10 protein-coding genes and 3 riboswitches are annotated in these 17,144 nt (G+C 51.4%); all 10 genes read left to right on the forward strand.

Going from position 1 to position 17,144, the window contains the following annotated elements; genetic code table 11:
- Positions 1–34 precede the first annotated feature (34 nt).
- The 10 genes from ACAN56_RS26325 to ACAN56_RS26370 all read left to right on the forward strand — a co-directional run bounded on the left by ACAN56_RS26325 (position 35) and on the right by ACAN56_RS26370 (position 16,853).
- A complete protein-coding gene (locus ACAN56_RS26325; RefSeq protein ID WP_379146519.1) occupies positions 35–1,441 on the forward strand; it encodes a DUF58 domain-containing protein in 1,407 nt (468 codons plus the stop codon).
- On the forward strand, positions 1,410–3,791 hold the full coding sequence (locus ACAN56_RS26330; protein ID WP_379146521.1) for a DUF4129 domain-containing transglutaminase family protein: 2,382 nt from the start codon (positions 1,410–1,412) through the stop codon (positions 3,789–3,791). The genes ACAN56_RS26325 and ACAN56_RS26330 overlap by 32 nt, the downstream gene beginning before the upstream one ends.
- Positions 3,792–4,009: 218 nt before the next feature.
- On the forward strand, positions 4,010–5,548 hold the full coding sequence (guaA, locus tag ACAN56_RS26335) for a glutamine-hydrolyzing GMP synthase (protein WP_038585625.1): 1,539 nt from the start codon (positions 4,010–4,012) through the stop codon (positions 5,546–5,548).
- Positions 5,549–5,926: 378 nt separating this feature from the next.
- Positions 5,927–6,026: riboswitch (purine riboswitch) on the forward strand.
- A 127-nt stretch (positions 6,027–6,153) separates the two neighbouring features.
- Entirely contained in the window at positions 6,154–7,554 is a 1,401-nt protein-coding gene (locus tag ACAN56_RS26340) for an NCS2 family permease (RefSeq protein ID WP_038585630.1), read from the forward strand.
- A 175-nt stretch (positions 7,555–7,729) separates the two neighbouring features.
- Positions 7,730–9,733 (forward strand): glycosyltransferase family 39 protein, encoded by a 2,004-nt coding sequence (locus tag ACAN56_RS26345; protein ID WP_379146524.1) that lies wholly within the window; start codon positions 7,730–7,732, stop codon positions 9,731–9,733.
- Positions 9,730–13,554, forward strand: a complete 3,825-nt coding sequence (locus ACAN56_RS26350; protein ID WP_379146525.1) for a glycosyltransferase family 39 protein — start codon at positions 9,730–9,732, stop codon at positions 13,552–13,554. Before ACAN56_RS26345 ends, ACAN56_RS26350 begins: the two co-directional genes overlap by 4 nt.
- A gap of 43 nt (positions 13,555–13,597) precedes the next feature.
- The gene (locus ACAN56_RS26355; RefSeq protein ID WP_038585635.1) at positions 13,598–14,578 is read left to right on the forward strand and encodes a glycosyltransferase family 2 protein; all 981 of its coding nucleotides are present in this window, start codon (positions 13,598–13,600) and stop codon (positions 14,576–14,578) included.
- The gene (locus tag ACAN56_RS26360; protein ID WP_340894984.1) at positions 14,568–14,972 is read left to right on the forward strand and encodes a GtrA family protein; all 405 of its coding nucleotides are present in this window, start codon (positions 14,568–14,570) and stop codon (positions 14,970–14,972) included. The genes ACAN56_RS26355 and ACAN56_RS26360 overlap by 11 nt, the downstream gene beginning before the upstream one ends.
- Positions 14,973–15,068: 96 nt before the next feature.
- Positions 15,069–15,674, forward strand: coding sequence for a class D sortase (locus ACAN56_RS26365; protein WP_231578372.1), 606 nt, complete (start codon positions 15,069–15,071; stop codon positions 15,672–15,674).
- A gap of 121 nt (positions 15,675–15,795) precedes the next feature.
- Positions 15,796–15,877, forward strand: a riboswitch (cyclic di-GMP riboswitch).
- Positions 15,878–15,950: 73 nt separating this feature from the next.
- Positions 15,951–16,033, forward strand: a riboswitch (cyclic di-GMP riboswitch).
- A 13-nt stretch (positions 16,034–16,046) separates the two neighbouring features.
- Positions 16,047–16,853 carry a transglutaminase-like domain-containing protein gene (locus ACAN56_RS26370; protein ID WP_340894981.1) on the forward strand — a complete coding sequence of 269 codons (807 nt, stop codon included), beginning with the start codon at positions 16,047–16,049 and terminating at the stop codon, positions 16,851–16,853.
- The last annotated feature ends 291 nt before the right edge of the window (positions 16,854–17,144 follow it).

The raw sequence follows: 17,144 nt of genomic DNA on the forward strand, positions 1-17,144 counted from the left end.
CGGAGCTAGTCTATGCCGAAGGAAGGGTTTCCCCTTGTCCTCTTCATCATTAATAGAGCAAGAAAAAAATATGCAGCAGCAGAAGTCTGATTCCCCGGGTGACATGATCCGGCCTGTCCCGCGAAACCGCAGTGCTTTAAGTGCTTTAGGTGAATGGCTGCGGATGCTGGCTATAACGGCAGTCATCGGTGCTTTATATGCATGGCGTGGAGGTGCGTCTCTGCTGTTCCTCTTGTCGGCAGCCGGAATTCTTATGTTCGGCGGACTCCTGCTGCAGCTCTGCGGTCCACGGAAAGTGCAGATTGTCCGCCGTATATCCCCTTTGCGTCCGGCAGCCGGAGATACGCTGACTGTAGAAGTGCAGCTTAGCTTCTCTTCACGGATTCCACTCCCGTGGATGATCATTGCCGATTACTGGGGCGGACGGCGGCATCAGGAATTGCTGTTTCCCGGGTTCCGGCGCAAATTCACCTATTCTTATGAGCTGCAGGAAGTCCCCCGGGGAACTCATCGGCTTCAGAGCTGCAGCATAAGCTGGGGAGATCTGCCAGGGCTGTTCACAGGCGGAACCAAGCCGGAGTTCAAGGACAGCTTCAAAGTGCTTCCCAGACCGCTCTATGTAGGGGCAGCTGTGCCGGGGAGCGGCCTGCTGGCCGGGGATATGATGCTCATGGGCAGGGGAAGAGACAGCGGCAGTGAAGCGGCAGATCTCCGTGAGTATGCCCCGGGTGATCCGCTTAGCCGGATTGACTGGAAGAACAGCGCCCGTAAGGGAACGCTGCAGAGCAGGGTGCCGGTGCGTGAACAGGGCCGGATGGCTTGTATCGTTCTTGCCAACAGCCCGGACAATTATGAGATTCCCTACGGAGCACTCACTCCGCGCGGGCTGCGTGGCACAACAACTCCGGCATTCGAAAAAGCTGTATCTGCAGCAATGGGCCTGATGCTTGCAGCGGAGCGCTCCGGCACATATGTGCAGCTGTTCAGCGGCGGATGGCCGGAAGGTATGGCCAGACATGAGGGACTCGGCAAAATTCCTGCCAGAGTGCAGGATATGCTTACAGAAATTGCTCCCGACGGTACCCGAAGCCTGAGCGACCTGCTGGAAGATGCTTCACGGAGCTGGATCCCGGGGATGACAGTAACGGTGATCACAGGAAGGCTGGAGGAGGAATCCGCGCGGACGCTTGCCCGGTTCCTGGTACAGGGCGTGAAGGTGGAGATTTATTATGTGTGGGACCAGCCTGCTCCGGTAAATCAGCAGCAATCAACGGGGATGAAGGAATGGCCGCGGGATTGCACACAGCGTAATACCGGGACGGTAGGGGGCAGTCTGGAGCGGCTTGGAGCGCGGATCTACTGTCTGGAGAATTCCTCTCTGTCATACGGGTACAAGGGGGCGGATTTCCATGAATCTCCGGGGAAACGGACAGAACGGTAGATATCGGGGGACTGCCGGAATATCGGCTGATTCTTCCAGCGCCTGGAAGGACGAGGGGCCGTTCGGCAAACCGGCAGTGACGGTTAAACCGCAGGCGGTGGATGGACAAGCTGAGAACAGTTATACCGATAACAGGGAGGACATCCCCCTGCATTATCGTTTGCTGTTCTCTTTGGCCATTATGGGAATGTTTATGGCATGGCTGCTTCCGTTGCACAGATCCACAACTTTGCCCTCTACTGCGGAATTGCTCGGAATCCTGATGTTCTCTGCTGCGGCACTGCTGCTATGGGGCTGCTTTCGGCTCCCGGGATTGCTGCAGCTCAGTATCCGGTCTATTCTGATTGCTCTGACTTGGCTATACACCTGCGCCAGCAGTGAAGGAATAGCGCAATTTGGCCCTTATGTTGCAGGAATTCCGGAGGACGCCGTCCTGTTGTTCACGGGACAGATTTCGAAGCTAAGTGAACACAGCCGGCTGTTGATTCTGGTATTGGGCTGGGGTTTGCTGGTTTCTTCCGTGCAGCAGCTGGCGCTGTACAGAGGAAGCACGGCTCTGTTCGCAGCTGTGACTGTATGTTATCTTCTGATGCTGGATATAGGATTTGGGGTAAAGACAACCGGCGAAGTGCTGGTTTCTGCGGGACTGATTCTGTGGATGCAGGGCATGAGCGGGCTGCTGCGCCTGAAGGAGCGAACCGGCCGGGTCAGTCTTCCCTATGCCCGCTGGGGAGGGTGTGCTCTCGCAGGGGCAATGCTGCTGACGGCAGCATCCTGGATAGGCGGCCAGCTGTATGGAACGCAGCCGGCTGTACCTATTACTCTGAAGCCGGTGTTTAACCAATTACAGGAATGGGCGAGTGGACAAGTTCAGCGGCAGACGGAGGATGAAATCCGGCTTGAGGCAGGAACTACAGGTTACGGTTCGGGCAAAGGTGAGCTTGGGGCACCGCTATCCCCCAGTACGAAAGCCGTATTTACGGTCACATCCAGCCGCCCGGCTTACTGGAGAGGAGAAAGCTCAGCTTATTATGACGGCCGCCGCTGGAGCAGGGAAGGGACGGCATACCTACCGCTTAGTTTAACGAGCTTGCCTGCCGAAAGCTTGCCGGTATTCGCCAATGACGAAGACCGGACATTGGTACAGGAAATCCAGTTTGCCGAGCCTTCCTCCGGCAACCTGCCGCTGTTCAGCGCCGGAACCGTGGTGAACGTGGAACAGGTGAGGCTGGCGGACGGCAGCCGGCTAGGCTATGTGCTGGCGAACCGGGAGAAGAACAGCTTCCGGCTGCCTGAGACGGAAAGCTCTGCGAAGATTGCCGGGTATACAGTGAGCTCTCTGCTGCCGGAGAGTGATCCGGCTGTGCTTCGCGCTCTGGGCAGCGAGGATCCAGAGTCCATTGCCGATAGCTATTTGCAGCTTCCCGCGGCAATGCCGGAGCGGGTCGCCGCCTTGGCACAGCGGCTCACAGCTTCTGCCGTAAGCCGCTATGATGCCGTTCTCGCTGTACGCGATTATTTGCAGAGCGGCTACTCTTATAGCCTGCAGACGAGGATCCCGCCAGCCGGCGCCGACTTCGCCGATGATTTCATCTTCACGACGAAGCAGGGCTACTGCGTGCATTTCGCCACGGCGATGACGGTGCTGCTGCGGAGTAGCGGCATTCCGGCCCGTTATGTCCAGGGCTATGGACCGGGGACACCGGAGGCCGGTTCCCTGCCGCAGCGTTATGCCGTTACCCAAGGCGATGCCCATGCCTGGGTGGAGGTCTATTTCCCCGGCGCCGGCTGGATCCCGTTTGATCCCACCCCCGGCGCTGCCCTCGCCGCCGCAGGTCGGGCGGCGGCCCCCGCTGCGGCTGCATCTGCGCCGCAGGGAACCCCCGCGTCCGCAGCTGCCGGCGCGGACATCCTGCCCGCCCTGCCGCTGGCGGGCGGGAACCCCGCGCCGCCCGCTGCTGTGGCGGCGATTGTACTTGCCGCCGCCTGGCGCTGGCGGCGCAGCCTGGCTTTGCTGCCGGCTGCGCGCCGCGCCGGCAGTGTGAGCCGCGAGCGGCAGCTGCGCGCCGCCGCTCTGGCCTGGCACGGGCTGGCGGCGCGGTACGGCCCGCCGCTGCCCGGTGTGACGGCCAGGGAGTACGCAGCCTCCCTGAATATAGAGGACGCGGGGCTGCGCGCCGCCGTCCGGGTGTTCGTCCGCCAGTGGGAAACCCTGGCGTACAGCGGCACGGCACAGGCGCAGCGTGCCACGCCGCGCCCCGGCCCGGCGCAGCCGCCGCCGGATGCAGCCGCTGCGGAGGCCGCAGGCTTTATCAGCCGCTGCCTGCTCATCATTTTCCGCCTGACCTGAGGCTTTCTGGCGGGCACCGGCTGGCCAATAAATCCTTGCAGGCCGCATGGAAGCGGATACCTTGACCAAAAGATGCCATAAGTCTTTTCCGCTCTCCTCAGATCGTTCAAGCGGCCGGATGAACTGCGCCAAAAGCATAAGAGATGCGTGCCCTCCTTTCCTTGACGATGAGATTTATCCATGAGTATAATGAATCCAATAATCAAGGGAGGCACGTAATGAACAAGCCAAATGAAATGATCGTCGTTCTCGATTTCGGGGGACAGTATAACCAACTTATCGCGCGCAGAATTCGGGACTTAGGGGTATACAGCGAGCTTCTGCCGTACAATACGCCAATTGAGAAGATCAAAGCACTTTCGCCGAAGGGGATCGTATTCTCCGGAGGACCAAGCAGTGTGTATGCTGAGGACGCACCACATCTGGATCCGGCTATTTATGATTTGGGACTGCCAATTTTCGGTATTTGCTACGGCATGCAGCTCATGGCTCAGCAGCTCGGCGGCAAGGTGGAACGTGCAGCCAAACGCGAATACGGCAAAGCTGATGTCGATTTCGAAGCGGGTGCTGTGCTTGCCGCAGGCCTGGAGAGCAAACAGATGGTCTGGATGAGCCACGGCGACCATGTAGTGGAGCTTCCATCCGGATTTAAGCTGGATGCCGGTACGGAGAGTGCGCCGATTGCCGCAATGAGCAATGCTGCCCGCAAATTCTTCGCGGTGCAGTTCCATCCGGAGGTTCGCCATTCCGTGAACGGCAATGAGATGATTTCGAACTTCCTGTACGAGATCTGCGGCTGCGAGGGCAAATGGACGATGGAATCGTTCATTGACGATGCCATCAAGGATATCCGTGCCAAAGTCGGGGACAAGAAGGTGCTTTGCGCACTCAGCGGCGGTGTGGATTCCTCCGTTGTGGCTATGCTGATTCACCGGGCTATCGGCGATCAATTGACCTGTATGTTTATCGACCACGGCCTGCTGCGCAAAGGCGAAGCAGAGAGTGTAATGGAGACATTCGTCGGCAAATTCGATATTCATGTCGTGAAGATCGATGCCCGCGAGCGTTTCCTGGGCAAGCTGGCCGGTGTATCCGATCCAGAACAAAAACGTAAAATCATCGGCAACGAGTTTATCTATTGCTTTGACGAAGAATCGGCCAAGCTGGGTGACTTCGCATTCCTCGCCCAAGGTACACTGTACACGGATATTGTGGAGAGCGGAACAGCAACAGCACAGACTATCAAATCGCATCACAATGTCGGCGGATTGCCGGAAGACATGAAGTTCAGCCTGATCGAGCCTTTGAACACGCTGTTCAAGGATGAGGTCCGTAAACTGGGAGAAGAGCTGGGCATGCCGCGTGCCATCGTCTGGCGCCAGCCATTCCCGGGTCCTGGACTTGCTATCCGCGTATTGGGTGAAGTGACCGAAGAGAAGCTGACGATTGTCCGCGACTCCGATTACATCCTGCGCGAGGAAATCATCAAGGCCGGTTTGGACCAGGAAATTTGGCAGTATTTCACTGCACTTCCTAACATGAAAAGTGTCGGGGTTATGGGAGACGAGCGCACTTATTCCTACACCGTGGGCATCCGTGCAGTAACTTCCATCGACGGTATGACCGCTGACTGGGCACGTATTCCGTGGGATATTCTTGAGAAAATCTCCGTACGTATCGTCAACGAAGTGGATAACGTGAACCGCATCGTTTATGATATTACCTCGAAACCGCCTGCAACGATTGAATGGGAATAGCAATAGCTGAATAAGAGTATATCCAGAGCCGGAACACCATTTTAACAGGGTGCTTCCGGCTTTTTTTGTTGAATGTAAGAAAATGAATTTCGTGTCAGGTGGTAAAATGATAGCATGCAGTTGCACGCACACATTAACGATTGAATGGAGAACGGATGCTCCATCATCTCCTGCAGTGAGGAAGGTATTACAAGACTGCGGGAATTCGCAATGAAAATAGAGAAATACCGCCCGTATCCTATGAGTGAGGTTCCGGATTAACCATTCCTGCAGATTTTGTCATGAAAATGTTTGATTTACGAACAATATTAAAAATATAACGCGCATTGTTCGTATTTGCCATTGACAACTTATGTGATGTACACCTAAAATGATAAAGCGTTGAGCAACATAAATATTCGTATAATTTCGGGAATCGGCCCGAAAGTCTCTACAAGGTCACCGTAATGACCTGGCTACGATTAAGAAGAGCGAGTTCCCGGAATCTTTGGCCTTTGTGCTGAAGACAGGCGGGTGAATCCTCTTTTTTCGGGCCGGTGTCTACCAAGATACCGGCTTTTCTGTTGCGCGCGAGATACTCACATAGATCTTAGGGGGAGAACAATTTGAATCGCTTTTTCAAGTTGAAAGAAAACGGCACCACAGTACGCACAGAGATTATGGCCGGTCTGACCACATTCATGGCAATGGCTTACATTCTCTCGGTTAATCCCGGGACTTTGACGGCTTTTGGCCGGATTGACATGGGCTGGTATTCCGTGTTTCTGGCTACAGCGCTGGCAGCTGGTATTTTTACAATTGCCATGGGACTTTTCATTAATTTCCCGGTAGCTCTGGCGCCTGGTATGGGCCTTAATGCATATTTCGCATCCGTGGTTTTATCCTCGGCTACAACTGAACATGAATTTACCTGGCAGATGGGTCTGACTGCCGTATTCATTTCCGGTATCATCTTCATCCTGCTGACGGTAACGAGGGTGCGGCAAATGTTGCTCACAGCCATCCCTGACAATCTGAAGCATGCCATTACCGTTGGGATCGGGATGTTTATAACCATTATCGGCTTGAAGAACAGCGGTCTTATGACTATCGGCGTTGAAGCCGGCAGCGACATTGCTGCTAACAAGTTCACTGATGTTTTGTCCTTCGAAACTGTTATTCATATGGGCAGCCTTGAAAATACCAATGTCCAGCTGGTCATCATCGGCTTGCTGCTGATTTCCATTCTGATGGTGCTGCAAGTCCGCGGCGCGATTTTGTTCGGAATTCTGGGAACTACTGTTGTCGCCATCCTCATGGGTGCAGTTGATTTCAGCTCGCTGAACAATCCACAGACGCCTTGGGTTCCTGATTTCACACAGCTGAATTTCTGGGAATTTGACTGGGAAGGCATTATGCACACCGGTATTGTTTCCGCAATTGCCACCTTTACGTTCGTAGAATTGTTTGATACCTTTGGCACGCTTGTCGGTACTGCTGAACGTGCGGGAATTATGAAGGACAAGGAAGATGGCAAGAGACGTGTCGGCAATGCGATGTTTGTTGATGCAGTTGCTGTTGCCGGCGGTGCGATGCTGGGTACTTCCACCACTACTGCTTATGTAGAAAGTGCTGCCGGGGTTGCTGAAGGCGGCCGGACAGGTCTGACTGCCGTAACAACCGGTGTTTGCTTCTTGCTTGCTCTGTTCCTTGCTCCGGTGGTTGCGCTAATTCCTGGTTCCGCTACGGCAGCGGCATTGATTGTGGTCGGTGTGCTTATGGCACAATCGATTCGCGAGATCGACTTTCAGGATATGGTTTATGCTATTCCAGCCTTCCTGACTTTCGTCATCATGCCATTCACTTACAACATTGCCAACGGCATTTCGTTCGGGATTGTTACCTATGTAATCCTGGCTTGTGTAGCCAATCTGGCCGGCAAGAAGAAATACGATATCCACTGGATGATGTGGGTGCTCGCCGTTCTAATTGTGCTGCGCTACGTGTTGATCGGCAGCCAAGGCTAAGTCTACTTCTAATATAAACCCGAATATTACGGCTCCTTCAGTGATGAAGGGGCCGTTTTGCTGTAGCAGAACAAGAATCAAAGTACCTGTATCTTGCGGTTTCGGCCAGGGACATCGACCGGTCCCGGTCTTTTCTTCAACCGGCATTTAGATTATATTGTTGAAGAGGTGATTAATGTTGTCCGGCATTGTTAATAGAGCGTACAGCTCCTGGAAGAACAACCCTTGGCCATTGCTGATCTTCCTGCTGGGGGCCATCATGCGGGTGATATACATAGGGAGTATCCCTCCGGGACTTAACCAGGATGAAGCATCCATAGGCTATGATGCTTATGCCATCCTGCATTATGGGATAGACCGCAACGGCGTTCATCTGCCCATTCATCTCATTTCCTGGGGCAGCGGGCAAAATGCACTTTATGCCTATTTATCGCTGCCTTTTCTCCTGCTGTTCGGGCTGACACCACTGTCTGTGCGGGCGGTAAGTATCGTGATGGGGCTGCTGGGCATGCTATTTTTCTATTTAATTATGAGGCAGCTGTTCCCATCGAAAGTGGCCGGTCTTGCCGCCATGTTTTTTATCGCGATTAATCCTTGGCATATTATGATGTCGAGATGGGCGCTGGAGTCCAACCTGCTGCCTACCCTGGTATGTATTGCGGTATATTTTGGACTGAAATCCTTCCGCAGCGCCAAATGGACTTACGGTTTTACAATCATGCTTGCCCTGTCGCTTTATGCTTACGGAACAGCCTACTTTTTTGTACCTTTATTTGCCTTAGGCACCGCACTTCTTCTATTGTATAGTAGGGCGCTAAAATTACGGACATTATTGTGGAACTGCGCACTATTTATCCTGCTGGCCCTTCCCATATTTTTATTTGTAGTTATCAACCGCTATGAACAGCAGGGGATAGCGACTCCATTCTTTTCTATTCCCAAATTAACTATGCCGCGTGTAGAAGAGGTCTCTTCCGTATTCAGCGGACAGCTGCTGCAGACCGCGGCAGACAATTTTAGTGCTTTTGGCAAAATACTACTCAGCGGAAGCGACGGCCTGCCGTGGAATTCAATCTCACCGTATGGCTATGCTTATCCGATCGCTTTGCCTTTTGCTATAGCTGGCCTTCTTGTGATGATTCATGCGCTGCGGACACGCGGCCGCGAGGGTATCCCGCATGCGGTTGTGCTGCTGTGGCTCTCCCTTGCCGTACTCATGGCCTTTATCACGAGTGTGAATATCAACCGGATCAACATTATCTTTTATCCGTTGATCCTGCTGGTTGCAGCAGGGTTTACATGGCTATACCAAAAATTAAAAATTGCAGGCATCCTGTCTGCTCTTGCTTTCACCATTTTGTTCGGGTCATTCACGAATGCATACTTCCGTGATTTCCCCGGGCGTATCGGTCCGGCGTTTTATGATTCGCTGGGTGAGGCGATACAATATGCATCTGAACACAGTACAGAAGACGTCTACATTACGGATGAAATCAATATGCCTTATATCTTTGTGCTGTTTTACGAAAGAATCAATCCGCATGATTTTCTGGAATCTGTTGTCTATGCCAATCCGGGAGCGGCGTTTCAGCAGGTATCTGCCTTTGGCAGATACAGGTTCGGCAAACCGGACGTTGTGACTGGGAATTCGGCATATCTCTTCAGGAACGGAACCCCACTCCCTGACGCCGTGGCAGGAGAGGGGACGGTCAAGCATTTTGCCAATTATAGTGTTCTTCTCGTTAAAGAGTATGCAGACGGGGGAACGCCCCTGGACACAACAGCGGATAAGGAGTTTTCAAACGGTGGTTTTGAAGAGGGGGCTGCAGGCTGGAGTTTTTCAGAGGGAACGGGGGTTGCCAGCAATAACCCGGGTGCCGGAACTTATCTTGCCTATCTTGATGCCGGTGGTGACAAAAGTGTCGTGCAGGCTTTTACAGCACCAACAGAGCCGGGGGAATACAAGCTGTCAGCCATGGTCAGTGCCGGCGGCGAGGGTGGAAAGATCGGATTGCGGGTGAACGGTATCGTGCAGGCTGAAGCAGAGCTGACCAAGGGAGACGAATACCATCAGATTACACTGCCGCCTGTTGCTCTAAATCAGGGAGATCGGGCAGAGATTTTTATAACCGGCGGGAACGGCTGGATTAACATTGACGAGGTGAGGTTGGAACGATGATCAAAAATACACGCGCGGCTGCTATCATTGTTTTGATGCTGTTATTGTTTGTGCTTCCGGTAACAAGCATCTATGCAGAAGGAAACTTATTGCAGAATCCAGGCTTTGAAGATGGGGAGGAGGGTGCACCCTCCAGCTGGACCAAGGATGCATGGATATCCGGAGACGGCTCCGGCGTATTGTCGGTTCAGTCCGAGGAGGTTCATTCCGGCAGTAAAGCCGCAGTCATTGAGAATCTTGAACCGAATCATCTGAAATGGGTGCAGAATATAAGCGTTGCTCCAGACAGCTATTACAAGATCTCGGGGTTTGTCAAAATCGCAAGCGCCGCAGGCCAGGGGCTGGGGGCTAATATATTCCCGGTCGGCATCGGCAGCGGGTATCCCGCTACAACCGATACTGCCGGAGACTGGCAGTATCTTGAGTTTATCGGTCAGACCGGGAAAGAGCAGACCGAACTTGGCATAGGTGCAGCCCTTGGCGGATATGCCAATTTGATTCAAGGCAAAGCTTATTTCGATGATTTGGCTGTAGAACAGCTGGATGCCGCCCCTGAGGGAGCTGGCGTCATTTCGCTGGATAGCGGCGCCGCCGCCCAGGGAGGTGACAATCCGGCAGAGGAAACTCCGCATAAGGTATCACCGGCCAAGCTGCTGCTGATCTCGGCGTTATTCAGTGTGTTCTTCGCTTTTCTATATAATAGAGCCTTCAGGAGCGACAGACTGCTGAAGCAGCCGGATGTGATTTATACAAGATGGCTTTATCTCATCGTTGGAGCTGCTTTAATCCTGCGGGTCTGGATTGGCCTGACTGCGCAGGGCTATCAGAATGACATGAATACCTTTATAGCCTGGGGCCAGCGCATGGTGGATTTGGGTCCGGGCAAGTTCTATGAGGAGGGTTATTTTGCAGACTATCCTCCAGGGTATTTATATATATTGTACCTGTTGGCCTCGATCCGCGGTTTATTCGGCTTGGCGCATGGCTCAGGCGGGGAAACGCTGCTCTTTAAACTGCCGGCGATCCTTTCCGATCTGGTGCTGGGGTATTTGATTTACAAAGGCGGCCGCAAAAAGCTCGGATCAGGCATGGCAATCGGCTTAACGCTGCTCTTCCTGTTTAATCCGGCGGTGCTGATGGATTCTGCTGCCTGGGGACAGGCAGATTCGTTCTTTTTAGTGTTCTTGCTGCTTAGCATTGCCGGGGCCTCCGATAAAGCCTTTGTGCGTGCAGCGATATTTTTTGCCTTGGCCACGCTGATCAAACCGCAGGCACTTATCTTCACACCAGTCCTGCTGTTTGCCTTCTATCATCACCGGGCCTGGAAGCAGCTTGCGGTGGGCGCTCTTTACGGACTTGGGATCTTTGCCTTGCTGGCGGCACCATTCTTCTGGAATAACGGCGGGTTAGGCGCGCTTATTGATCTGTATAAGAGCACGCTGTCTTCCTATCCGTATTCTACGGTTAATGCGTTTAATCTCTATGCACTGACTGACCCGATGTGGTCCCCGCTCGATTTTACATGGCTTGGGATTACGTACCGGGTCTGGGGTTATGTCTGCATCCTGGCAGCAGTAGCCGTGGCGGCGTATTATTCCTTCAAGCGGGACCGCAAGGAGCTGTCCAAATCTTTCTTCATCGGCATGGTGCTGATTGTCATTATGTTTGTACTCGGAACCAAAATGCATGAGCGTTACATGTATCCGGTTCTGATTCTCTCGCTGTTCGCTTATATTGAAAGCCGGGACCGCCGTTTTCTGACGCTGTTTCTCGGATTTTCGCTGACGCAATACATTAATGTAGGCTACACGCTTGCCCATCTGAACGCCGGAAATAATCCGCCTTCGGACGGAATTGTTCTGGTTACGTCGATTGCCAATCTCGCTTTGTTGTTATATATGCTGTACATTGGGTATTCGTTGTATATCCGTAACGAAACGAAGCTGCTTCCGCTGCCTTCTGCCCCTGCGGAGAAGTATGAAGCTGATATGAAACTCGCCGAGGAGCTTCGTCCGCTTCCGCAGCCGGGTAAGAGATCCAGGTTCAGAATGCAGCGTAAAGACTGGATCTGGATGCTGGCTATTACTGCCGTCTACGCAGCCCTGGCTCTTTACCACCTGGGCTCATCAAAAGCTCCCGAAACCTTATGGGAACCGGCTGCCAGCGGCGAAAGCTTTTATGTCGATCTGGGCCAGAGCCGCCAGTTGGAGCGTGTCAACGTATTTGGAGGTGTCGGGACCGGTAAATTCAAACTGGAATTCAGCCAGACGCCGGATGCCTGGAGCAGTCCGCTCGATGTGAATGAGGATGTCGGCAATGTATTCATCTGGAAAAGCCAGCCGCTGAACGTTGCGGCAAGATACGTGAAGCTTACGGTGACTTCACCGGGCTTTACCTTAAATGAAATGGCCTTCTACGAGCAGGGGGGCGGGAAAACTCCGCTTCCGGTTACAAGTGTCACCCCGGATGCCGGTGCAGCGCCAAAAAGAGGCGTCCCCTCCAACCTGTTTGACGAACAGTCAATCATACCGGAAAATACCGGTTTCATGAACAGCACCTATTTTGATGAGATTTACCATGCACGGACAGCTTATGAATACACGCATGGCATCGTCCCTTATGAGAATACCCACCCGCCGCTCGGCAAGCTTCTGATTGCTATCGGCATGGAGGTATTCGGTGTTAATCCGTTCGGCTGGCGGATTATCGGTACATTGTTCGGAATCGCTATGCTGCCGCTAATCTATATCATGGCGCTGCGCCTGTTCAAAAAGAGCATTTACGCCGCCCTTGCCGCAGGACTCTTCGCACTGGATTTCATGCATTTTACGCAGACACGGATTTCTACAATTGATGTATACGGCGTATTCTTCATCATGTTAATGTTCTATTTCATGCAGCGGTATTTCACGATGAATTTCTACCGTGTTCCGCTGCGCAGGACACTTGTCCCGCTGTTCTGGTCCGGATTGTTCTTCGGCATCGGCGTCGCCTCCAAATGGATTGTGCTCTATGGAGGAGCCGGGCTGGCCATTATGCTGGCGCTCGCCTTATTTGAACGCTATAGGGAACATAAGGCCGCTGGGCGTGTGCTGGCTGAAGGCAAATTAAGTGACCAGGAGCTCAAGGACGCCTGCCGGACGGCAGATAGTTCCTTTTGGAAGAACACCATCGTTACGCTGGCCAGCTGTGTTGTTTTCTTTGTAGTTATTCCTGCCGTTATCTATAGCCTGTCCTTTATCCCTGCGCTGTCCGTAACAGCCGAAGGGTTTACTGTAAAAGGCTTGATCGATGCGCAAAAGAATATGTATAACTACCACAGCCAGCTTGTCGCCACGCATCCGTTTGCTTCCTCCTGGTGGGAATGGCCGTTTATGAAACGGCCGGTATGGTTCTTCAGCGGCGGCGAAGGATTGCCGGAAGGCAAGGTAAGCAGCATAGTCACCATAGGCAATCCGCTAATCTGGTGGACCGGGATCTTCGCGATGCTGGCTACGGTATGGCTTACCATAAAACGGAAAGACAAAAGCATGTACATGATCTGGATCGGCTTTTTCTCGCAGTATGTCCCTTGGATGCTTGTACCGCGTGAGACGTTCCTATACCATTATTTTGCGATGGTACCGTTCATGATTCTTGCTATTGTATATATCATGAAGCTGCTGGACAGCAAATATCGGGAAGCTAGGTACATCCGGTATGCATACGTGGCTGTCGCAGCGCTGCTTTTTGTACTGTTCTATCCGGTGTTGTCGGGAATGGTGGTTGACAAAGAATATGTGACGGATGTGCTGCGCTGGTTCCCTTCCTGGGTATTCTAGGAGGGGAGCGCGTAGTGCTACAAAACTTTTAGGAGGAACAAAGGTGAAAGCCAGATACAGTGTAATTGTCCCCATGTACAATGAGGAAGAAGTTATTCAATATACGTATGAGCGGCTTAAGAAAGTCATGGACGAATGCGGTGATACCTATGAACTGATCTTCGTTAATGACGGGAGCCGGGATCGCACAGCTGAGATCATGAGTGGAATCAGCAGCAGCGACGAGCATGTTAAGCTGATTGACTTCTCCCGTAACTTCGGTCATCAGGTCGCGATTACGGCCGGAATGGACTATGCGCAAGGCCAGGCTGTTGTGGTGATTGACGCGGATCTTCAAGATCCGCCCGAGGTCATTTTGCAGATGATTGCCAAGTGGAAAGAGGGCTATGAGGTAGTTTACGCCAAACGGCTGAAACGGCATGGGGAGACTATTTTCAAGAAAGTGACCGCCAAGCTCTTTTACCGTCTGCTCAGCAGCATGACCAGTGTGGAGATTCCCACCGATACAGGCGACTTCCGGCTCATCGACCGTAAAGTATGCGATGTGCTGCGTGGACTCAAAGAGAAAAACCGCTATGTCAGAGGTTTGGTGAGCTGGGTCGGCTTCCGGCAGACGATGGTGGAATATGTGCGGGAGGAACGTTTTGCAGGTGAAACCAAATACCCGCTGAAGAAAATGATCCGGTTTGCGGTTGACGGCATCACCTCATTTTCACATAAGCCGCTGAAAATAGCCTCATATGTAGGCTTCTTTCTCTCCTTCTCCAGCTTTGTGTATCTGTTCTTTGTATTGTTCCAGAGAATCTTTTTTACCTCATGGACGGTTCCGGGCTGGGCTTCCATCGTCGGTGTGAATTTGTTGTTTAACGGCATCGTGCTGATGCTGCTTGGCGTAATAGGTGAATATATTGGACGGATATATGATGAATCCAAGGATAGACCGCTGTACATCGTGCGTGAGACCAAGGGTTACCGGGGCGGGGAGCATGAGGAGCGGCAAGAGGACAATGATTATGGCAGATAGGAAGCTGAATGCGGGATTTATCCAGTTTTTAAAATTTAATGCTGTAGGCTTACTGAATACGCTAATTGATTTCGCCGTATTTACCTTGCTGCATTCTCTGGGTATGATGAACACCCCGGCACAGATTATTTCTTATAGCGCAGGGACAGCGAACAGTTTCTTTTGGAACAAGAAGGTGACCTTTAAGGATAAGAGTCAGGCTAACAAGGACAGTTTTGACCGTATGCAATTAGTCCGATTCATCATACTGAACCTGGTTGTACTGGGGATATCAGTGCTGCTGATGCATCTGCTAACGGACAAATTTGGAGTTCAGGTGCTGATTTCCAAAGTGCTGGTTACGTTCGTCACCGTCATCATCAATTTCTTTGGTAGCCGTAAATGGGTATTTTAAGTCAGATGTTGGGCCGTGGAGTTTCTTTATCTTAAAGATCGGGGGGATTTGATGCGTAAGTTTTCCTATTTGATCATAATTGCAGGAGTTCTAGTCATGCTGTATCCAAAAGCGAGCGAATGGTATAACGACCGGCAGCAAGAGAAGCTGCTGAAGGAGGCTGAACAGGCTTATAGTGAGCTGGCCCCTTCGTCAGAGCCCGATCTGAAAAAACAGTACGCCGAGGTCACTGCACTGCTGGCAGAAGAATCAGCTGGGGATGAACCAGTGCAGGCTGCTGAACCGGCAGAGCAGGAAATAGAGGTCGGCGGCAAAGTGACCGGAATTATCACAATCGACAAAATCGATTTGAAATTGCCCATATTGGAAGGGGCGACCAAAGCCAACATGAAGCATGCCGCAGCCCATATGAAGGAAACCGCTCCAATCGGTGAAATAGGCAATGCTGCCATAGCTGCACACAGGTCTAGGACTACAGGGAGATTATTCAACAGACTGAACGAAGTAAAGGTCGGAGATACCATTTCCGTCAAGACAAGCGATCAGGAGTATAAATACGAGGTTTATGATATCTCGATTGTTGAGCCTACGGATGTGTCTGTACTGAACGGGAATAAACAAGATAAGATCCTTACCCTCATTACATGTGATCCTTTGGTAAATCCGACCCATCGACTGATTATCCACGCTAAAGCGGTTTGAAGTAAGAGAACAGATCATAAAATGCGAAAATTATAAAAATTTAAATGAATTAAGTAGAAATCTAGTGATTTAGGTCTTGTAACTAGGCATTAATATGATACTATATAACTATAAAAGCTAAACACGATAACGGCAAACCTATCGAAAGGTAGGGACGCAAAGCTAAAGGGCCTTCCCTGTAAGGATGGCAGCCAGCTACCGAATGAAGAGGCTTTTTTTGTTTGTTCTTAAGATGAATCTAGTATATTCCAATAGTAGTAGGAACAGATAAAGCTTAAACGATAACGGCAAACCTATCGAAAGGTAGGGACGCAAAGCTAAAGGGCCTTCCCGGGTATGGATGGCAGCCAGCTACCGAAAGGGGTTTTATCCATGAAGAAGTTCTATTATATGTTCTTGACCTTGTTCGTCCTGGTTACTTCAGTTCAAGTAAGCACAGCTAACGCTTCCAGCGTAGAGTCGGGCTGGTTAAATACATCGCAATTGAGCCAAGGGGTTGTCCAAGTTTCCTATGATGTTCCCAAGGACAAACGTATCAAGCTCATGATTACTAAAGACAATAAGAGCTACTCTTATAACTTATATGCCTCCAAAGCTACAGAAACGTTTCCACTGCAGCAGGGGAATGGCGCTTATAAAGTGTCAGTCCTAGAGAACACCAGCGGCAACAAATACAAAGTGCTTTCTTCCGAAACCGTAGACCTGAGCATGAGCAACACCAACGCCGTATATTTGAGTTCCGTACAGAATGTGAAATGGAATTCTTCCGATAAAGCAGTACTGAAAGCTAAGCAGCTTACGCAAGGGCTGACCACTGATGAAGCAAAGGTACAAGCTATCTATAATTACATCGTGGCGAATGTAAAGTACGACTATACCTTAGCGGCTAATGTTACGCAGGATTATATCCCGAACAACGACAACACACTCGCTAGTAAGAAAGGGATTTGCTACGATTATGCATCTTTGTTCGCCACCATGCTCCGCAGTGAAGGAATTCCGACAAAGCTGGTAATGGGCAATACGAGTTATGTATCTGTATATCATGCCTGGAATGAAGTATTGCTTAACGGCAAATGGGTAACGATTGATACGACAGTGGACGCCGGATTGGGTAAGAACAAAGAATCAGGCTTCACCAAAGCGTCGAGCAAATATACAGCAGCTAAGATCTACTAATCCTGTAGAATGATGATTACCCTAAGATAACCCGCTTAATATTTAAGCCGGTTATCTTTTTTTTGTTTAAGGGGTTGCTTTTTTATATTGATGTGGGGTATTATAGGTAAGCGTTGTTAGAGCGCACCCAAGTAAATAAGAAATGGCTGAAAAGTTGTTTCAAAAAAAAGCTTGCGTTTCTAAATCAAACGTGATATATTATAAGAGTTGCTGGTGACGAGATAATCGACACTGACAACGAGCTTGATCTTTGAAAACTGAACAACGAGTGAGTATGGAAATCACGCAAGT

The sequence above is a fragment of the Paenibacillus paludis genome, assembly GCF_042610515.1.
Lineage (GTDB): Bacteria > Bacillota > Bacilli > Paenibacillales > Paenibacillaceae > Paenibacillus_AQ.